Source organism: Streptomyces sp. NPDC056734 (assembly GCF_042790455.1).
In the GTDB taxonomy this organism is placed as follows: Bacteria; Actinomycetota; Actinomycetes; order Streptomycetales; family Streptomycetaceae; genus Streptomyces.
The window spans coordinates 214332-234366 of sequence record NZ_JBHTZD010000010.1 but is presented as its reverse complement, the minus strand read 5'-3'; the positions used below and the strand labels follow the sequence as shown (position 1 = coordinate 234366).

General features: G+C 71.8%; 14 protein-coding genes. 8 read left to right on the top strand and 6 right to left on the bottom strand.

Features of this window, described 5'->3' with window-relative positions:
• Positions 1–131 precede the first annotated feature (131 nt).
• A complete protein-coding gene (locus ACFRFC_RS17775) occupies positions 132–3134 on the bottom strand; it encodes a bifunctional [glutamine synthetase] adenylyltransferase/[glutamine synthetase]-adenylyl-L-tyrosine phosphorylase (RefSeq protein WP_382686275.1) in 3003 nt (1000 codons plus the stop codon).
• Between the two features lie 244 nt (positions 3135–3378).
• Between ACFRFC_RS17775 and ACFRFC_RS17770 the strand changes: the two genes are divergently transcribed.
• Positions 3379–3891 carry a pyridoxamine 5'-phosphate oxidase family protein gene (locus ACFRFC_RS17770; RefSeq protein WP_382686273.1) on the top strand — a complete coding sequence of 171 codons (513 nt, stop codon included), beginning with the start codon at positions 3379–3381 and terminating at the stop codon, positions 3889–3891.
• A 49-nt stretch (positions 3892–3940) separates the two neighbouring features.
• On the top strand, positions 3941–4390 hold the full coding sequence (locus ACFRFC_RS17765; protein ID WP_382686270.1) for a VOC family protein: 450 nt from the start codon (positions 3941–3943) through the stop codon (positions 4388–4390).
• A gap of 307 nt (positions 4391–4697) precedes the next feature.
• Here the strand turns inward: ACFRFC_RS17765 and ACFRFC_RS17760 are convergent, their stop codons facing one another.
• On the bottom strand, positions 4698–6059 hold the full coding sequence (locus tag ACFRFC_RS17760) for a glutamine synthetase family protein (protein WP_382686267.1): 1362 nt from the start codon (positions 6057–6059) through the stop codon (positions 4698–4700).
• Between the two features lie 394 nt (positions 6060–6453).
• On the opposite strand from ACFRFC_RS17760, the gene ACFRFC_RS17755 reads away from it, so the two are divergent.
• The 3 genes from ACFRFC_RS17755 (at position 6454) to ACFRFC_RS17745 (ending at position 9628) form a co-directional block, all read left to right on the top strand.
• Positions 6454–7119, top strand: a complete 666-nt coding sequence (locus ACFRFC_RS17755) for a DUF3105 domain-containing protein (RefSeq protein ID WP_382686264.1) — start codon at positions 6454–6456, stop codon at positions 7117–7119.
• Between the two features lie 10 nt (positions 7120–7129).
• A complete protein-coding gene (locus ACFRFC_RS17750) occupies positions 7130–7783 on the top strand; it encodes a DUF305 domain-containing protein (RefSeq protein ID WP_382686262.1) in 654 nt (217 codons plus the stop codon).
• A gap of 90 nt (positions 7784–7873) precedes the next feature.
• A complete protein-coding gene (locus tag ACFRFC_RS17745; RefSeq protein WP_382686259.1) occupies positions 7874–9628 on the top strand; it encodes an NAD+ synthase in 1755 nt (584 codons plus the stop codon).
• 139 nt (positions 9629–9767) lie between these two features.
• Here ACFRFC_RS17745 and ACFRFC_RS17740 read toward each other — a convergent pair whose 3' ends face one another.
• From ACFRFC_RS17740 to ACFRFC_RS17730, 3 genes are all read right to left on the bottom strand, one after another.
• On the bottom strand, positions 9768–10697 hold the full coding sequence (locus tag ACFRFC_RS17740) for an endonuclease/exonuclease/phosphatase family protein (protein WP_382686464.1): 930 nt from the start codon (positions 10695–10697) through the stop codon (positions 9768–9770).
• A gap of 341 nt (positions 10698–11038) precedes the next feature.
• Entirely contained in the window at positions 11039–11671 is a 633-nt protein-coding gene (locus tag ACFRFC_RS17735) for a TetR/AcrR family transcriptional regulator (RefSeq protein WP_382686257.1), read from the bottom strand.
• Between the two features lie 164 nt (positions 11672–11835).
• The gene (locus tag ACFRFC_RS17730) at positions 11836–13473 is read right to left on the bottom strand and encodes an MFS transporter (protein ID WP_382686254.1); all 1638 of its coding nucleotides are present in this window, start codon (positions 13471–13473) and stop codon (positions 11836–11838) included.
• A 197-nt stretch (positions 13474–13670) separates the two neighbouring features.
• Between ACFRFC_RS17730 and panB the strand changes: the two genes are divergently transcribed.
• The 3 genes from panB to ACFRFC_RS17715 all read left to right on the top strand — a co-directional run bounded on the left by panB (position 13671) and on the right by ACFRFC_RS17715 (position 16620).
• Positions 13671–14537, top strand: a complete 867-nt coding sequence (gene panB, locus ACFRFC_RS17725; protein ID WP_382686252.1) for a 3-methyl-2-oxobutanoate hydroxymethyltransferase — start codon at positions 13671–13673, stop codon at positions 14535–14537.
• Between the two features lie 215 nt (positions 14538–14752).
• Positions 14753–15778, top strand: coding sequence for an ATP-binding cassette domain-containing protein (locus ACFRFC_RS17720; RefSeq protein WP_382686249.1), 1026 nt, complete (start codon positions 14753–14755; stop codon positions 15776–15778).
• Positions 15775–16620, top strand: a complete 846-nt coding sequence (locus tag ACFRFC_RS17715) for an ABC transporter permease (RefSeq protein WP_382686246.1) — start codon at positions 15775–15777, stop codon at positions 16618–16620. The genes ACFRFC_RS17720 and ACFRFC_RS17715 overlap by 4 nt, the downstream gene beginning before the upstream one ends.
• 22 nt (positions 16621–16642) lie before the next feature.
• On the opposite strand, the gene ACFRFC_RS17710 is transcribed toward ACFRFC_RS17715, so the two are convergent.
• On the bottom strand, positions 16643–19900 hold the full coding sequence (locus tag ACFRFC_RS17710; protein WP_382686245.1) for a BTAD domain-containing putative transcriptional regulator: 3258 nt from the start codon (positions 19898–19900) through the stop codon (positions 16643–16645).
• Positions 19901–20035: the final 135 nt, after the last annotated feature.

Below are 20035 nucleotides of genomic sequence, written 5' to 3'. Positions count from 1 at the left end.
GCGTTGTGGCTGGTCGCGCCCCGCGGCGGAGCCGCAGATCGAGCACAGCCCCGCGCCCCTGAAAAGATGGGCGTTGGCCCTCGCGGCGGGTTCAGGCGCCCCCGAGAGCGGCCCCCTTGCTCGCCGCGCTCTCAGTGTTCCGTTCCGTAGAAGATGTTTTCCACTACCGCTCTTGCCCTGCGGGCCGTGCGGCGGTAGGCGTCGAGCATGTCGCCTGCGTGGCCCGAGGTGTAGCCGAGGTAGCGGCCCACGGCGGCCAGTTCCCGGGAGTCGGTGGGGAAGGTGTCTCCGGCGCGGCCCCGGACCAGCATCACGGCGTTGCGGACGCGGGTCGCCAGGACCCAGGACTCGTCCAGGGTGGCGGCGTCCTCGGGGGTGATGAGGGCGGCGTCCCGGGCGGCGGCGAGGGCCTCGCGGGTGCGGGTGGTGCGCAGGGCGGGCTGGTGGGCGCCGTGGCGCAGTTGGAGGAGCTGGACGGTCCACTCGACGTCGGAGAGTCCGCCGGGGCCCAGTTTGGTGTGCAGCTTCGGGTCGACGCCACGCGGCATGCGCTCCGACTCCATGCGGGCCTTCAGGCGCCTGATCTCGCGCACGGCGTCCTCGGTGAGGCCCGCCTTCGGGTAGCGCAGGGGGTCGACGAGGGCGATGAAGCGGCGCCCGAGATCCTCGTCCCCGGCGACCGGTTCGGCCCGTAGCAGGGCCTGCGACTCCCAGATCAGGGACCAGCGGCGGTAGTACGCCTCGTAGGAGTTCAGGGTGCGCACCAGCGGGCCGGACTTGCCCTCCGGGCGCAGGTCGGCGTCGATCAGCAGGGGCGGGTCGGAGCTGGGGAGCTGGAGCAGACGGCGCATCTCGGAGACGACCCTGCCCGCCGCCTTCGCCGCCTCCTCCTCGCCGACGCCGTCCCTCGGCTCGTGCACGAAGAGGACGTCGGCGTCGGAGCCGTAGCCCAGTTCGTGGCCGCCGAAGCGGCCCATGCCGATGACGGCGAAGCGGGTGGGGAGTTCGTCGCCCCAGTGGTCGCGGACGACCGCGCGCAGGGTGCCGGCGACGGTGGCGGCCGTGAGGTCGGAGACGGCGGCGCCGACCCGGTCCACCAGGGCGCCCTGGTCGGCCTCGGCGGGCTGGGCCTCGGTGCCGTAGGAGCCGACGATGTCACCGGCGGACGTACGGAACAGTTCGCGGCGGCGCACGCCCCGGGCGACGGTGACCGCCTGTTCGCCGTCGGCGGCGCGGCTGACGGCGGCGAGGATCTCCTGTTCCAGATGCGCGCGCGGGCGCGGGGCGAGTCCGGCGCCGTCGCCGAGCAGGGCGACCGCCTCGGGGGCGCGCATCAGGAGGTCGGGGGCGAGGCGCCCGGCGGACAGGACACGGGCGAGGTTCTCCGCCGCCGCGCCCTCGTCGCGCAGCAGCCGCAGATACCAGGGCGTCTTGCCGAGCGCGTCGGAGACCTTGCGGAAGTTGAGCAGGCCCGCGTCCGGGTCGGCGGAGTCGGCGAACCAGCCCAGCAGCACCGGCAGCAGGGTGCGCTGGATGGCGGCCTTGCGGGTGACGCCGGAGGCGAGGGCCTCCAGATGGCGCAGGGCGGCGGCCGGGTCGGCGTAGCCGAGGGCGACCAGCCGGGCGCGGGCCGCCGCCAGGCTGAGCCGGGCCTCGACGGGGGCGAGCTGGGCGACGGCGTCGAGCAGCGGCCGGTAGAACAGCTTCTCGTGCAGCCGGCGGACGACGGCGGTGTGCCGCTTCCACTCGCGGTTCAGCTCGGCCACCGGGTCGGTGCGCAGGCCCAGGGAGCGGCCGATGCGGCGCAGATCGGACTCCTCCTCGGGGACGAGGTGGGTGCGGCGCAGCCGGTAGAGCTGGATGCGGTGCTCCATGGAGCGCAGGAAGCGGTACGCCTCGTCCAGCTGGACGGCGTCCGAGCGGCCGACGTAGCCGCCCGCGGCGAGCGCGCGCAGGGCGTCGAGGGTGGTGCCGCTGCGCAGGCTGGTGTCGGAGCGGCCGTGCACCAGTTGCAGGAGCTGGACGGCGAACTCGACGTCCCGCAGACCGCCGGGGCCGAGTTTCAGCTCGCGGTCCACCTCGTCCAGGGGGATGTTCTCCACCACCCGGCGGCGCATCCGCTGCACATCGGTGACGAAGTTCTCGCGCTCGGCGACCTGCCACACCAGCGGCTGGAGCGCGTCGACGTACTCCGCGCCCAGGGTGAGGTCCCCGGCCACCGGGCGGGCCTTGAGCAGGGCCTGGAACTCCCAGGTCTTGGCCCAGCGCTGGTAGTAGACGAGATGGCTGCTGAGGGTGCGCACGAGGGGGCCGTTGCGGCCCTCGGGGCGGAGGTTGGCGTCCACCGGCCAGATGGAGCCCTCGACGGTGGTCTCGGAGCAGATCCGCATCATGTGCGAGGCGAGTTTGGTCGCGGCGCGCAGCGCCTTGCCCTCGTCGGCCCCTGCGGCGCTCTCGACGCCCTCCCCCACGAAGATGACGTCGACGTCGGAGACGTAGTTCAGCTCGTGGCCGCCGCACTTGCCCATCGCGATCACCGCGAGCCGGCACAGCGCGGCGTCCTCGGGCGCGGCGGCGCGGGCCAGCGCGAGGGCGGCGCGCAGGGTGGCGGTGGCCAGGTCGGCGAGTTCGGCGGCGGTCTGGGCGATATCGGTGGTGCCGCACACGTCCCGGGCGGCGATGGACAGCAGACAGCGCCGGTAGGCGACGCGCAGCGACACCGGGTCGGTGGCCTCGGCGAGGCCGCGCTCGAACTCCGCCACGCCCGGGTGCAGATCGCGGGGCTCGTACGTCACCAGCTCCCGCCAGTCGCCCGGGTGCCGGGCGAGATGGTCGCCGAGGGCCTGGGAGGCGCCGAGCACGCCGAGCAGCCGGTCGCGCAGGGGTTTGGCGGCTATCAGCGTGGCCAGCAGCTCGCGGCGTCCGGCGGGGCCGGGCTGCGCCTCCAGGAGCCGTACCAGCTCGTGCAGCGCGAGATCGGGGTCGGCGGTGGCGCCGAGCGCCTCCAGCAGGACCGGGTCGTCGCGGACGGGCGCCAGCTCGGGGCCGTCCAGCAGCCGCTCGGCGGCGGAGGGGTCGGTGAAGCCGTGCCGCAGCAGTCGCGTGAAGGTGCTGCTCCTGCGCCCCGGCGTCATTTCGCCCTCCTGTTCGGATCAACGTCCTCAGAGCCTAACCGGAGCGTTCACGGGAAGCGCCGATGAGTTTCCGGGCGGCCCGGAGTCTGTTGGGGTAGGGACGGCGGTCGGTCGTATGCGTCTTGCGTATGCGTCTTGCGTATGCGTATGCGTATGCGTCTTGCGTGTACGGGGTCGGCGGGCCGTCCGTGTCCGAGGACCTTCCCCGTCCATGGGGGACGACACCCGCGCCTGGAGGCATTCGATGACCGCACTGGAACCCGAGACCCGCCTGGACGCCCGCTACAGCGATCCGGCGGCGACCGCCCCGCCCTGGGCCGAGACGGAGAAGCGGCTCGCGGAGGCCGAGCTGTTCTGGATCTCGACGGTACGGCCGGACGGGCGCCCGCATGTGACGCCGCTGCCCGCGGTCTGGTCCGGGGGTGCGCTGCATTTCTGCACCGGTCCCGAGGAACGCAAGGCGCGCAACCTCGCGGCCAATCCGCATGTGGTCCTGACCACGGGCGTGAACCTGTGGGACCAGGGCTATGACCTGGTGTACGAGGGTGAGGCGGCCCGGGTCAGCGACGATGACCGGCTGCGGGAGCTGGCCGCGGCCTGGGAGGCGAAGTACGGCGAGTTCTGGCACTTCGAGGTGGCCGACGGGGCCTTCCACCACGGGCCGGGGCATGCCTATGTCTTCTCGGTGGCGCCGCGGACGGTTTTCGGCTTCGGTAAGGGGGAGCCGTTCAGCCAGACCCGCTGGCGGTTCGGCTGACCCATCCGTCCACTGACCCATCCGTCGACGGCGATCCGGAGGAACGGCCGTGGAGTACACCCTCGAAGTGATCCCCCTGCCTGTGAGCGACATCGACCGGGCCCGGGACTTCTACCGGGACAAGGTCGGTTTCCATGTGGACATCGACCAGGAGGTCATGCCGGGCCTGCGGATCGTGCAGCTGACGCCGCCCGGGTCCGGGTGCTCGATCGCCCTCGGTGAGGGCATCTGGAATCTGTCCGAGGGCGAGAGCGCGCCCGCGCCGGGGTCCTATCAGGGGCTCCAGCTCTGCGTGGCCGACATCGAGGCGGCGCGCGTGGAACTGGCCGGACGTGGTCTGGACATCTCCGAGCCGGTTCGGTATGCGGCGGAGGATGGGGCGACGTTTATGTACTTCCGGGATCCTGATGGGAACGGGTGGGCTGTTCAGGAGTATCGGCGGCGGGTGGCGGAGCCGTTGCATGCGCTGCTCACCGTGCGGGCCGCTGCGCGGGGCTAGCCGGGTTTGGGGGCGCGGGAGGTTCGGGGGGGGTCGGTTGTGGGGCGGGTTTCCCCCGGTGGGGGCTGGTCGCGCAGTTCCCCGCGCCCCTAAAAGCCTGGGGGTGGGCGCCAATGACGAAGCTCGGGCCCGTCATCCTGAAGAGGCTCGGCTCTGCGACCCTCCCGACCCTGAAAACCTCGGGGCGGAGGCCCCGAAGGGGCCTCCGGGCCCTCGGACTCCAAAAGGCCCTGGCCCCCGGCCCTGGCCCCGGCCGCCCGGGCCTCGGCACCGGCACCGGCACCGGCACCGAGGGGCTGACCTGCTGCTACAGGACCGGCAGGTTCTTGCGGAGTTCGAAGGCTGTTACCTCTGAGCGGTATTCGAACCATTCCTGGCGCTTGTTCCGGAGGAAGAAATCGAAGACGTGTTCGCCCAGGGTTTCGGCTACCAGGTCGCTTCGTTCCATCAAGGAGAGGGCCTCGCCCAGGTTCTGGGGGAGGGGCTCGATGCCCATCGCTCGGCGTTCGGCGTCGGAGAGGGCCCAGACGTCGTCCTCGGCGCCGGGGGGAAGCTCGTACCCCTCCTCGATGCCCTTGAGGCCCGCGGCGAGCAGGACCGCGTAGGCGAGGTAGGGATTCGCCCCGGCGTCCAGCGAGCGCACCTCCACGCGGGCGGAGCCGGTCTTGCCCGGCTTGTACATCGGGACCCGGACCAGCGCGGAGCGGTTGTTGTGGCCCCAGCAGATGTACGACGGCGCCTCGCCGCCCGCGCCCGCCGTGCGCTCGGAGCCGCCCCAGATGCGCTTGTAGGAGTTCACCCACTGGTTGGTGACCGCGGAGATCTCCCCGGCGTGCCGCAGCAGCCCGGCGATGAAGGAGCGGCCGACCTTGGAGAGCTGGTACTCGGCGCCGGACTCGTAGAACGCGTTGCGGTCGCCCTCGAAGAGGGAGAGGTGGGTGTGCATGCCCGAGCCGGGGTGCTCGGAGAACGGCTTCGGCATGAAGGTGGCCTGGAGGTTCTGCTCCAGCGCGACCTGCTTCATCACCAGCCGGAACGTCATCACGTTGTCCGCCGTCGACAGCGCGTCGGCGTACCTCAGGTCGATCTCCTGCTGGCCGGGGGCGCCCTCGTGGTGGGAGAACTCGACCGAGATGCCCATCGACTCCAGCATGGTGATCGCCTGGCGGCGGAAGTCCATGCCGACATTGGTGGGGGTGTGGTCGAAGTAGCCGGAATTGTCGGCGGGGGTGGGCACCGAGCCGTCGACCGGCTTGTGCTTCAGCAGGAAGAACTCGATCTCCGGGTGGGTGTAGAAGGTGAACCCGAGATCGGAGGCGCGGGCCAGGGCGCGCTTGAGGACATAGCGCGGGTCCGCGAAGGACGGCGAGCCGTCGGGCATCAGGATGTCGCAGAACATCCGGGCCGTGCCGGGCGTCTCCGCGCGCCAGGGCAGCACCTGGAACGTGGCGGGGTCGGGCTTGGCGATCATGTCGGACTCGTACACCCGGGCGAAGCCCTCGATCGCGGAGCCGTCGAAGCCGATGCCCTCGTCAAACGCCTGTTCAAGCTCGGCGGGGGCCACGGCCACGGATTTGAGGAAGCCCAGAACGTCGGTGAACCACAGGCGCACGAACCGGATGTCGCGCTCCTCCAACGTACGGAGCACGAACTCCTGCTGCTTGTCCATCTTCCGCTTCCCCATCCTTGCTGGTCAGGCCATCTGTCCCGAAAGAGCCGGGAACAAATGGTCGGGCACCCGAGCATCACACCACACCACCGTTTCCGGCGCGTTGCGGACCCCGATCGGCCCGCCGACCCGGGGCTGAACGCCGCGCGGACGGCAGGTGTCGCGCTCTGCTGCCCATCTTGCCTGTTCGGGTCGGTATCTGTAATGGCCTACCGGGGGCATGCGGCCATCGATCGCATGGGGTGATGCCTGGTGACTTTTGGTGGCTGTCGCCTTTGGTGGTTGCCGCGGGCTGTCGATCTGGCCATTCCGGCTCCCTGACTACGGGACGACCACCCAGCCCCACTACGATCAGCTGACCCGACCATCGCATTTTCCCAGAAGGGCAGCCCCCATGGGTTCCGCCAACAAGAGAGACAGCGCGGCGCGCAAGGCCCGAATAGAGGAGATGCGCCGCGCGGAGCAGTCGCGTGAGCGGCGCAACCGGTTCCTGACCATCGCCGTGAGCGCGGTGGTCGTCGCCGGTCTGGTCGTCGGCGGCGTGGTGCTGGTGCGATCGCAGTCCGACGACTCCTCCAGCGCCGCCGCCGACTCCAGCGGCCCGGGGACGTTCGTCGTGGACGCCGACGGGGTCGGGAAGTGGGACGGCGAGCTGAGCCAGACCCATGTCACCGAGGATGTCACCTACCCGATGGAGCCCCCGGTCGGCGGCGACCACAATCAGGTCTGGATGAACTGCAACGGCGACGTCTACGCCGAGGCCGTCCCGAACGTCAACGCCGTCCACTCGCTGGAGCACGGCGCGGTCTGGGTGACGTACACCAGCGAGGCGGCCCAGGAAGATGTGGACGCGCTGGCGGAGAAGGTCAAGAGCACCCCGTACACGATGATGAGCCCGGACGAGGAGCAGGCGTCGCCGATCATGCTGAGCGCCTGGGGGCACCAGCGGACGGTGACCGGCGCGGACGACCCGGCCCTCGACGCGTTCCTGGAGACGTTCGTCCAGGGTGAGCAGACGCCCGAGCCCGGTGCCGCGTGCACGGGCGGGCTGGCGGGATGAGGCCCTCGTGATGGCGCGGGCACAGGCCGGGTGGATCGCCGGGACCGTGGCGGCGGCGCTGATGGCGGCCGGGGCGGTCACCTACGCGGTCGCCGGGGACGACGGGTCGGGGGTCGAGGCGCCGACGGCGGATTCGGCGGACGCGGGGTTCGCGCGGGACATGGCCGTCCACCATCAGCAGGCGGTCGAGATGTCGTACATCGTGCGGGACCGCACCGATGACGAGGATGTGCGCCGGCTCGCGTACGACATCGCCCAGACGCAGGCCAACCAGCGCGGCATGATGCTGGGCTGGCTGGATCTGTGGGCGCTGCCGAAGGTGTCGTCGGACCCGCCGATGACCTGGATGGACATGGGCTCCATGCCCAGCGAGGGCGACGGCGCGCTGATGCCGGGCATGGCCACCGACGAGGAGATGGCGGAGCTGGGCCGGCTCAACGGCGTACAGGCCGAGATCTTCTATCTCCAGCTGATGACCGAGCACCACCAGGGCGGCATCCACATGGCCGAGGGCTGTGTCTCGCGCTGCACGGTGGGCGCGGAGAAGCGGCTCGCGGAGGGCATGGTGCAGGGGCAGCAGTCGGAGATCGATCTGATGGCCGACATGCTGGAGGAGCGGGGCGCCGAGGCCGGGTCCGAGGCGGGGTCCGAAGCGGGGTCGTAACCCTGCGGGGGCGGCGCCCGTGGTGTGCCGTGGGGCGGGCCACACCTCGCACCACCCCCATCGCGTCGCTCTGACGATTACACTGGGGCCGTGCCTCTACTACGCCTCGCCATGAACCAGATCGACGCCCGGGTCGGCGACCTCGCCGGGAACACCGACCGGATCCTGGAGTGGACCCGGCACGCGGCCGAGCAGGGAGCGCATCTCGTGGCGTTCCCGGAGATGTCGCTGACCGGGTATCCCGTGGAGGATCTCGCGCTGCGCCCCTCCTTCGTGGAGGCGTCGCGCACCGCGCTGCGCGGGGTCGCCACCCGGCTCGCCGCCGAGGGCCTGGGCACGCTGCCGGTGGTCGTCGGCTACCTCGACCGCTCCGAGACCGCCCAGCCCAAGTACGGCCAGCCGGCCGGTGCCCCGCAGGACGCGGCGGCGGTGCTGTACGGCGGTGAGGTCGTCCTCGCCTTCGCCAAGCACCATCTGCCCAACTACGGCGTCTTCGACGAGTTCCGCTACTTCGTGCCCGGCGACACCATGCCGGTGCTGCGGGTGCACGGCGTGGATGTCGCCCTCGCGATCTGCGAGGACCTGTGGCAGGACGGCGGCCGGGTGCCGGCGGCGCGCTCGGCGGGCGCGGGCCTGCTGCTCTCCATCAACGCGTCCCCGTACGAGGTGGACAAGGACGACACCCGGCTCGAACTGGTGCGCAAGCGGGCCCAGGAGGCCGGCTGCACCACGGCGTACGTCGCGATGATGGGCGGGCAGGACGAGCTGGTCTACGACGGTGACTCGATCGTGGTCGACGCGGACGGCGCGGTGATCGCGCGGGCGCCGCAGTTCGCCGAGGCGTGCGTGCTGCTGGACCTGGAGCTGCCGGCGGCGCGGGCCGACGCGCCCGAGGGTGTGGTGGACGACGGGCTGCGGATCGACCGGGTGGTGCTGTCCGAGGACCCGGTGGCGGCGTACGAGCCCGTGCTCACCGGGGGGTACGCGGCGCGGCTCGACGACGCCGAGGAGATCTACTCGGCGCTGGTCGTGGGGCTGCGCGCGTATGTCACGAAGAACGGCTTCGAGTCGGTCCTGATCGGTCTGTCCGGCGGCATCGACTCGGCCCTCGTCGCGGCGATCGCGTGCGACGCGCTGGGGGCGGATCATGTCTACGGCGTCGCCATGCCGTCGAAGTACTCCTCCGACCACTCCAAGGGGGACGCGGCGGAGCTGGCGCGGCGGACGGGGCTGAATTTCCGTACGGTCTCGATCGAGCCGATGTTCGACGCGTATATGGCTTCCCTGGGGCTGACGGGGCTGGCGGAGGAGAACCTCCAGTCGCGGCTGCGCGGGACGCTGCTGATGGCGATCTCCAACCAGGAGGGGCACATCGTGCTGGCGCCCGGCAACAAGTCGGAGCTGGCCGTGGGGTATTCGACGCTGTACGGGGACTCGGTGGGGGCGTACGGGCCGATCAAGGATCTGTACAAGACGTCCGTCTTCCGGCTGGCCGAGTGGCGCAACCGGGCGGCGGCGGAGCGGGGGCTGACACCGCCGATCCCCGAGAACTCGCTGACGAAGCCGCCCAGTGCGGAGTTGCGGCCGGGGCAGGTCGATACGGATTCGCTGCCGGACTATCCGGTGCTGGACGCGATTCTCGAACGGTATGTGGACCGGGATGAGGGAGCGGACGCGATTGTCGCGGGTGGGTTCGAGCGGGGGCTGGTGACGAAGACTCTGCGGATGGTGGATACGGCGGAGTACAAGCGGCGGCAGTATCCGCCGGGGACGAAGATCTCGCCCAAGGGGTTTGGGAAGGATCGGCGGTTGCCGATTACGAATGGGTGGCGGGAGTCGGTGTAGCCGCCTTCGGGTTTCGTGGCCGGGTGCGGGTGTGTGGGGGCTGGTCGCGCAGTTCCCCGCGCCCCTGGCGGCGTTGGGGCTGAGGGCGTGTCCATTGGCCCGCGCCCCTGTGCCCCCGCCCCGAGGGCGTCGCGCTCGCCTAGGAGGCTGTGGTCAGGTCCACCCTCGCTGCCAGGGGGAGGTGGTCGCTGGTGGTTTGGGGGAGGGTCCAGGAGCTGATCGGTTCCACGCCCCTGACCAGGATCTGGTCGATGCGGGCCATCGGGAACTCGGCGGGCCAGCTGAAGCCGAAGCCGCTGCCCGCCGCGCCCTGCGTGGAACGCAGCTGGGCGGTCACGGCGTTGAGCGCGCGGTCGTTCATCGTGCCGTTGAGGTCGCCGAGCAGGACGACCCGGTCCAGGGGCTCGCCTGCGATCGCCTCGCCGAGCGCGTCGGCGCTGGTGTCGCGCTGGCGGGCGGTGAACCCGGCCTCCAGCTTGACCCGGACGGACGGCAGATGGGCCACGTACACGGCGAGCTGACCGGCGGGCGCGGCGACCGTGGCGCGCATCGCCCGGGTCCAGCCCAGCTCGATGTCCACGGGCGCCACATCGGTGAGCGGGTACCTGCTCCAGAGGCCGACCGTGCCCTGCACCGAGTGGTACGGATAGGTCTGCGAGAGCGCGCTCTCGTAGACCGGCACCGCGTCGGTGGTCAGCTCCTCCAGGGCGATCACATCGGCGCCCGAGGCGGCCACGTCACGGGCGGTGCCGGACGGGTCGGGGTTCTCGGCGTTGACGTTGTGCGTGGCGACGGTGAGGTCGCCGCCGGTCGCGGTCTTGTCGGTGAGCAGGCCGCCGAAGAGGTTGACCCAGACGATCGCCGGGAGCAGCACGGCGATCAGGGCGGTGGCGGAGCGCCGGACGAAGGCGAGCAGCAGCAGTATCGGTACGGCAAGTCCGAACCACGGCAAGAATGTCTCGATGAGGCTGCCGAGGTTGCCCACGGCGTTGGGGATCTGCGCGTGCGACGCCATCACCAGGGAGAGCAGCACCGCGAGGACCGCGAGCACGATGCCGCGCCGCCACATCCCCCGGCCGTCGCGCCAGCCGCCGAACAGGCGCCGAAGCCGACTTCCGCGCCGCTCGGGTCCCGAGCCGCCGTCCACCGTCTCCGTCACGTACGCCTGCTGCGCCATACCGTCGCCTCGCTGCCTGCCATGCACACCGTCATCACCCTGTGTCCCAACAGACCCTAGGGGATGATCGGCCCAGATCCCGCCGTCCCGCGACGGCCGTACGGGGGCCATGACGAACAAGGGGGTTCGCTGAGTTCCGGTTCACCCGGTGGAACGCGTGCTCTGTGACGAAACGCGCACATTCCCGGCGGACGGTGGCCCGGTCGCGGGGCCGGGTGTTCCCGGTGTTCCCGTTAGCGATCGGGCGAACTGACGGGGCGTAGTCCGCTCAGGAGGGTGTCGACTATGTCTTCCGCCAGGTGGGGCGGGAGGTCGCCGTCGGGGCGCATCACCGCGCGGACCAGCATGGGGCCCATGAACAGGTCGCTGAGGAGTTCCAGGTCGAGGTCGGTGCGCAGTTCGCCGCCCTGCTGGCCGCGGCTGAGCACATCGCGGGTGAGCTGGCGGCGGGGCGCGACGACCGAGGTGTGATACTCGTCCCACAGCCGGGGGTTGCTCTTCATCTGGGCGTGGACGTTGTGCAGGATCGCCGAGTCGCGGCTGGCGACGCCGCGCCGGCGCAGGGTTTCGAGGATGACCACGAGGTCGTCGCGCATGGAGGTGCCGGGCAGTGCGGGCTCGTCCGGCTCGGCGGCGCGCAGGACGTCGACGAAGAGTTCCTCCTTGCCGCTCCAGCGGCGGTAGATGGCGGACTTGCCGACGCCCGCCGTGCGCGCGATCCGCTCGATGGACAGTTCGGCGAAGGGGACGCCCTCCTCCAGGAGGGTCATCGCGCCCTCCAGGATGGCCCGTTCCACGGCCTCGCTGCGGGGGCGCCCCTTGGGGGCGCCGGTGGACGCCGGCCGGTCGCTTGCGAGGCTGCTCACGTCACTCCGTCCTTCGGCTGGGCTGTGGTTCCGGTTCTCGTTCTCGTTGTGGTTCCGGTTTCGGTTCCGGTTTCGGTTCCAGTTCCAGTTCCGGTGATTGTCCTACGCCGTCGCGCTCGGCGGCGGCGAGTCTTCCGGATGTCACCCCGGGGGCCCGCCCTCGGTCACCGGGTCGCCGGATCACCGGTCGCCGGGTCACTGATCGCCGGGTCACTGGCCGCCCCCACCAGTTCGTCGCTCTCCTGGTCCGCCCGCTCGTCGGGCCGCTGCCTGCCGGGCAGGAACAGGCCCACCACCAGGGCGCCGAGCAGGGCCACGCCCGCGCCGCACAGGGCGGTGATGTGCATGGCGTGCAGGAAGGCGTCGTTGGCGGGGGTGATCAGGGCCTGGCCCTCGGGGCCGAGGCGGGCGGCGACGCCGAGGGTGGCCTCGATGGATTCGGCGGCGCTGTGCCGCAGGTCGGCGGGCACCAGGCCGAGCTTGTCCTCGATGCCGGTGCGGTAGGCGGCGGACAGCACCGAGCCGAGGACCGCGATGCCGAGGGCGCCGCCGACCTGGCGGAAGGTGTTGCTGAGGGCGGAGGCGGAGCCCGCCTTCTCACGGGGCAGCGCCTGCATGATGACGACGCTGATCGGGGTCATGATGTGGGCCATGCCGGTGCCCATGAGGAAGAAGATGATCTCCAGGATCCAGATCGGCGTGTCGGCGTCGAGCGTGGCGAACGCGCCGAGCGTCGCGGCGATCAGGAGCATGGCGCCGGTCGTGGTGGCCCGGATGCCGATCCGGTTGACGACCAGCCGGGCGCGCGGCGCGAAGACCAGTTGGGCGATGGCCAGCGGGAGCAGCAGCAGGCCGGTCTGGAGCGGTGAGTAGCCGCGCACGCTCTGGGTGTAGAAGACGGAGAAGAACGTGACGCCCATGAGGGCGAAGAAGACCAGCGCGATGACCGCGATGGCGGCCGAGAACACCTTGTTCCTGAAGTGGCCGACGTCGATGGAGGGATGGTCGCTGCGCTTCTCGAACAGCACGAAGGCGACCAGCACCGCGAGTCCGCCGCCGACGGAGGCGAGGACGCCGGGGTCCGTGAAGTCGGCCAGCTCGCCGCCCCGGATGATGCCGTAGACCAGCAGGACCAGTCCGACGACGGACAGCAGCACGCCGATCGGGTCGATCCGGCCCGGCTCGGGGTCACGGGAGTCGGGGACCATCCACAGCATGAGGGAGACGGCCACGATCACGATCGGGACGTTGATCAGGAAGACCGAGCCCCACCAGAAGTGGTCGAGGAGAACACCGCCGGTGATCGGGCCGATGGCGATGGCGAGACCGACACCGCCGGCCCAGATGCCGATGGCCTTGGGCTGCTCGTCACGCTCGAAGACGTTCATCAGGATGGCGAGGGTGGCCGGCATCACAAAGGCGGCGCCGAGGCCCATCAGCGCGCGGAAGCCGATCAGTTCGCCCGGCGATCCGGCGGTGGCGGCCAGCGCCGAGCCGATGCCGAACACCACGAGCCCGCCGAGCATGACCCGCTTGCGGCCCAGCCGGTCACCGAGCAGCCCGGCGGAGAAGAGCAGGCCCGCGAAGACCAGGGTGTAGGCGTTGATCGCCCACTCCAGCTCGCCCTGGGTGGCGCCCAGGCCGGTCGGGGCGGGGGTGGAGATGGTCTTGATGGCGACGTTCAGGATCGAGTTGTCGAGCACCACGATCAGCAGGCTCATCATGAGCACGCCGAGTATGGCCCAGCGGCGCCGGTGCACCTCGGCCGGGACGCGCGAGGCGGGGACGGCAGGAGTAGTCATGCGGAAGAGCGTAGGCGATTTACGATACGAGACCGTACCGTATCGTAAATCTTTTACCCGGCTCTTACGCCGGGCCATGGCCGGGGCGGCGGGACGTGACGTGGGTCCCCTGGTCCTCGCCGGGACGAGGTGCCACCATGGAGGGGATCCGGGGACGCCGTCAGGGCGCCACGAGATGACTTGAAGGAGCCGTTGCCATGACGCAGCTTTCGGCTGCCCGTGTCTCATCCTCCGACGGCAGCAAGGCGCTGTACGGAGGCAAGAGCACCCGGCGTATCACCGTCCGTGATCTCGCCGCCGCCAAGGAGCGCGGCGAGAAGTGGCCCATGCTCACCGCCTACGACGCGATGACCGCGTCCGTCTTCGACGAGGCCGGTATCCCGGTCATGCTCGTCGGCGACTCCGCGGGCAACTGCCACCTCGGCTACGAGACCACCGTGCCCGTCACCCTCGACGAGATGACCATGCTCTCCGCGGCCGTGGTGCGCGGCACCCGGCGGGCCCTGATCGTCGGCGACCTGCCCTTCGGCTCCTACCAGGAGGGCCCGGTGCAGGCGCTGCGCTCGGCGACCCGGATGGTCAAGGAGGCCGGGGTCGGCGCGGTGAAGCTGGAGGGCGGCGAGCGCTCGCACCGGCAGATCGAGCTGCTGGTGGAGTCCGGCATCCCGGTGATGGCCCATATCGGCCTCACCCCGCAGTCCGTCAACGCCATGGGCTACCGGGTGCAGGGCCGTGGCGAGGAGGCGGCGGCCCAGTTGCTGCGGGACGCGAAGGCCGTCCAGGACGCGGGCGCGTTCGCGGTGGTCCTGGAGCTGGTCCCGGCGGAACTGGCCGCCGAGGTGACGCGCACGCTGCACATCCCGACCGTCGGGATCGGGGCGGGGGCGGAGACCGACGCGCAGGTCCTGGTGTGGACGGACATGCTGGGGCTGACGGGGGGGCGGGTGCCGAAGTTCGTCAAGCAGTACGCGAATCTCCGCGAGGTCATGGGGAACGCGGCGAAGGCGTTCGCCGAGGATGTTGTCGGCGGGGTGTTCCCGACGGAGGAGCACTCCGTCCACTAGCCATTACCGGCACCACCGGAGCGGCCCGCCGATCATCCCCCGTCGGCGGGCCGTTCGCCCCTCTTTGCGCCTAAACCGGCGCCGCTCTCGCGGATGTGGTTGCTCGCCGCGGGGGTTGCTCAATTGATGGTCGCGGTGAGGGATCGATGTGGTGGTCGGCGGCTTGTCGGTGCTCTGTCGGCGTTTTGTCGGCGGCAGCTGCCACGCTCGGTCGCATGACACGAACCGACACAAGGCCCCGCGGCGAAGAGATCGCCGTCAGCGTCAGGGGACTGGTCAAGCACTACGGCGAGACCAAAGCGCTGGACGGCGTCGACCTGGATGTGCGCGAGGGCACCGTGATGGGTGTGCTCGGGCCGAACGGCGCCGGCAAGACCACCCTCGTACGGATCCTCTCCACCCTGCTGGCCCCGAGTGCCGGGCAGGCGACCGTCGCCGGGTACGACGTGGTGCGCCAGCCCCGGATGCTGCGCCGGGTGATAGGTCTCACCGGGCAGTACGCCTCGGTGGACGAGAAGATCCCCGGCTGGGAGAACCTCTACATGATCGGCAGGCTGCTGGACCTGTCCCGCAAGGACGCCCGCGCCCGCGCCGACGAGCTGCTGGAGCGCTTCTCGCTCACCGACGCGGCCCGGCGGCCGGTCAGCACGTACTCCGGCGGGATGCGCCGCCGGCTGGATCTGGCCGCGTCGATGATCGGGCGGCCCTCCGTCCTCTTCCTGGACGAACCCACCACGGGACTCGATCCACGGACCAGGAACGAGGTCTGGGCCGAGGTGAAGACCATGGTCGGCGACGGGGTGACCGTGCTGCTGACCACCCAGTACATGGAGGAGGCCGAGCAGCTGGCCGCCGAGCTGACCGTGGTCGACCGGGGGAAGGTCATCGCGGGCGGCGGTATCGAGGAGCTGAAGGCGAAGGTCGGCGGACGCACCCTGCGGATCAGGCCGGCCGATCCGCTCCAGCTGCGCCCGCTCGCCCGCGATCTGGACGAGCTGGGCCTGACCGGGCTCGCCGCCACCACCGTCGACACCGAGCGCGGCAGCGTGCTGGTGCCGATCCTGAGCGACGAGCAGCTCACGGCGGTGACCGGCGCGGTCGTCGCGCGGGGTATCACGATCAGCTCGATCGTCACCGAACTGCCCAGCCTGGACGAGGTGTTCCTGTCCCTGACCGGACGCCGGGCGAGTGCCCCGCAGGACGCCGCGCCCGCCGACGACCGTGAGGAGGTCGCCGTATGAGCGCGATCGTCACCACCGACCTCAAGGACCCCGCCGGCCGGGCGGGCGCCCTCAAGGACGACGCCCGGATACCGCTGCGCGGGCATCTGCGGCACACCGGGGCCCTGATCCGCCGCAATCTGCTGTGGATCCGCCAGGACCCCGAATCGATGTTCGACGCACTGCTGATGCCGGTCGTCTTCACCCTGCTGTTCGTGTACGTCTTCGGCGGCTCGATCGGACAGGCGCTGGGTGGCGGGCAGGACGGCTATGTCCAGTACGTCATCCCGGGCATGCTGGCGATGATGAGCCTGACGCTCTCGCAGAGCGTGGGCACCGGCTTCAGCCAGGACTTCAACACCGGGGTGATGGACCGCTTCCGGTCGCTGCCGATCGGGCGCGGCTCGGTGCTGTTCGCGAAGATCTCCGTGGAGTTGCTGCGGATGCTGTTCGCGACGGCCGTGCTGATGGTCGTCGCCGTGCTGGTCGGGTTCGACATCACCAGCTGGACCGGGCTGCTCGCGGCCGTGGCACTGTCCACGGTGTTCGCCTCGTCGATCATGTGGGTGTTCCTGACCCTGGGCGTGATCCTGAAGAACGCGCAGTCCGTGCAGGCGATGGGCTTCCTGGTGCTGTTCCCGCTCCAGTTCGGTTCGTCGATCTTCGCGCCGACGTCCTCGATGCCGGGCTGGCTCCAGGCGTTCACCGACTACAACCCGCTGTCCACCCTCGCGGACGCGGCGCGCGGGCTGATGGTGGGCGGCCCGGTCGCGCACGATCTGTGGATGACGCTGGCCTGGTCGATCGGGATCACGGCGGTGATGGCGCCGGTGGCGATCCACAAGTTCCGCACCAAGAGCTGAGTCCGTCGGCAAGGCCCTGGTGTCACAGGAGGGCGGCGGCCTCCTCCGGGGAGAGGCCGCCGCCCTCGGCGAACGCCTCCTCGTACACCCGGTCGTCGAGCGCGGCCCGGGTCGCGGCCTCGGCCCGCTCCCGGGACCGCCGCTCCGTGGTCGCCTCCACATGACCGGGCGGCAGCAGGGCCGCCGCCGCGCCCAGACAGCGGGCCGCGTCGCGGGCGCGGCGACCGCCGTCGCCCTCGGCGAGCGCGATGGCGGCGACGACGAGGTAGACGGCCCGCGTGGTCGGCTGGATGACCAGGGTCAGCGGATCGCCCGCCATCTCCAGCGCCCGCCGGGAGTTGTCCAGACAGGCTTCGTAGCGCCCGTCGGTCATGTCCAGCCAGGCTTCCGCGCCCACGATGAAGGCGTCGAAGACGACGAAGTGGGCGAGGTGGAAGTTCTCTCGGACGGTGCGCAGCTCGTCGCGGGCCTCGGCGGTGCGGCCGGTCGCGCCGAGCAGTCCGGCCAGGAACAGCCGGGCGGCGGGCATGGCCTCGCCGAGCAGATGGTCGGGGGCCGCGAGGACGCCCCGCAGGACGGCCTCCGCCCGTTCGTGCTGGCCGGCCTCGCTCAGGGTGCCGCCGAGGCGGGCGGCGAGCACGGCCGCCTGGCTGCGGGCGCCGAGCCGTTCGGCCTGCTCGATGGCGGCCTCGAAGTCGGCGGCGGCGGCCTGGTGGTCGCCGCCGCGCTCGCGGGCCTCGGCGCGGGAGGAGAGCGCCTCCGCGATGCCCCAGGCGTCACCGAGGCGGCGGTGGATCTCCAGGGACTCCTCGGCGTCCCTGACCGCGTCGCCCGCCCAGTCGCTGCGGTTGGCGAGGATGTTGGCGCGTACGTGCAGGACGCCGGCCAGCTCCCACTCGTAGCCGGGGGTCTCACGGGCGGTGTGCACCGCCGCGTCGATGATGCCGCGCAGCCGTTCTATGCCGCCGGAGAGCATCACGGCGTAGAACCAGAGCATGCCGGGGCTGCGGCAGACCTGGGGCATGCCGGGCTCGTACACCTGGGCGATGATCGCCAGCTTGTGGCGACCCCGCTCGGTCTGCCAGGACTCCATCTCGGTGTCCATACAGGCGACATGGGCGAGGTGGACGCCGCGCCGGGCCTCGACCAGGGCCTCGCCGGACAGAGGTGGCGGGGCGTCGGTGACCCGCTCCCACACCGGCAGGGCGCGGCGCACGGGCTCGGTGAACGGGTCGGGGCCGAGGGCCATCACCTCGGCGCACCAGTTGCGGGCCTCGATCCGCAGGTCGCGCATCTGCCAGTACCAGATCATCGAGTGGACCAGGTTGAGCGCCTCCTGCTCGTCGCGGGCGGTGACCGCGCGGCGCAGGGCGGTACGGATGTTCTCGTACTCGCGTTCGAGTCCGGCGATGGCGTCCTGCTGGCCGTGGCCGCGCAGCAGCCGGTCGGCGCGGCGGGCGAACTCGCGGTAGTGGGTGAGATGGGCGCGTTCGGCGCCGGTGCGCTGTCCGGACTCGTCCAGGCGTTCGGCGGCGTACTCGGCGACGGTCTCCAGCAGCCGGTAGCGCATGCCGCCGCCATCGGCGGGGGCCGCGGCGAGCAGGGACTTGTCGACCAGGGAGCCGAGCGCCTCCAGGGCGGCGGGGCCGCAGACGGCCTCGGCGGCGGCGAGGTCGCAGCCGCCGGCGAAGACGGACAGCCGGCCCAGTACGTCCCGTTCGGCGGCGTCGAGCAGGTCCCAGGACCAGTCGACGACCGCGCGCAGGGTCTGCTGGCGGGGCAGGGCGGTGCGGCTGCCGGCGGTCAGCAGCCGGAAGCGGTCGTCCAGCCGGTCGGCGATCTGGCGCGGGGTGAGCATCCTGAGCCGGGCCGCCGCCAGCTCGATGGCCAGCGGGAGTCCGTCCAGGCGGCGGCAGATCTCGGCGGCGGCCTCCGGGTCGTCCTCGGTGCGGAAGCCGGGGCGGGCGGCGGCGCCCCGGTCGGCGAGCAGCCGCAGCGCGTACGGCTCGGGCAGCGGTTCGACCGGCCGCAGCAGCTCGCCGGGGACGCCGAGCGGCTCGCGGCTGGTGGCCAGCACGGTCAGCCGGGGGCAGCGGGCCAGCAGCTCTTCCACGAGCCGGGCGGCGGCGTCGATCACATGTTCGCAGTTGTCGAGGACGATCAGCATCCGGCGGGGCCCGCAGTGCTCGACCAGCCGGTCCACGGGGCTGTCGTGCCGGTCGCCGACCGCCGCCCGTATCTCCTCGGCGCCGCCGCCGTAGAGCACGGTCTGGCGGGCGCCCAGCGCGGTGAGCACCGCCTCGGGCACGGCCGCCGGGTCGTCCACGGGCGCCAGCTCGGCCAGCCACACCCCGTCCGGGGCCGCGTCCCGTACGGTCTCGGCGGCCTCCTGCGACAGCCGGGTCTTGCCCGCGCCGCCGGGACCGAGCAGCGTCACCAGCCGGGCGGTGGCCAGATCCCCGTGGATCGCCTCGATGTCGGGGGCCCGGCCCACGAACGACGTCAGCCGCTCCCGGAGATTGCCGGGTGGGCGCGCGGCGGCGGCGGGCAGCGGGGGTGGGTCGGCGCGCAGCAGCTCGGCGTGCAGCGCGCGCAGTTCCGGCCCCGGATCGGAGCCGAGGCGCTCCGCGAGCAGCGTGCGTACGTCGTCGTAGGCGGCCAGTGCCTGGGCGGCGCGGCCGGTGTCGCGCAGGGCGCGCAGGCGCAGCGCCTGGAGCGGCTCGTCCAGCGGGTGGGCGTCGCACAGGGCGGTCAGCTCGGGCAGCGCCCGGTCTGCGGTGCCGAGCGCGAGGGCGGCGGTGAGCCGGGCGCGGCGGGCCTCCAGGTGCCGGGCCTCGCAGCGGGCGGCCTCGGCGGTGCGGTCGGGCAGGTCGGCGAGGGCGGGGCCTTGCCACAGGGCGAGGGCGTCGTCCAGGACGTCGGCGGCCTTGGCGGCGTCGCCGTCGGCCAGGGCGCGGCGGCCCTCGTCGGTGAGGCGCTCGAAGCGGTGCAGGTCGATGTCGTCGGGGGTGGCGGCGAGCCGGTAGCCGCCGTCGGCCGACTCCAGGGCGTTCGCGCCGAGCGTCCGGCGCAGGCGGCCCACCAGGGCCTGGACGGCGCCGGTCGCGTCCGCGGGTGGGTCGCCGTCCCACACCTGGTCGATCAGGTGGGTCACGGGGACGGTGCGGCCGGGGCGCAGGGCGAGCGTGGTCAGCAGCGCGCGGAGGCGTGCGCCGCCTAGGGGGATGGGCGTTCCGTCGGGGCGGAAAGCTTGGGTGGGGCCGAGAATCCGATAGCGCACGGGGTCATTGTCGCCGGTGCGGGGGGTTCGGCGCGGGCGGTTGTTTTGCGGGTGCGGGCCGGTGGGGGCTGGTCGCGCAGTTCCCCGCGCCCCTTGGGTGGGTCGGGGTGGGCGTTTCTTGGGTCGTGCCGTCGA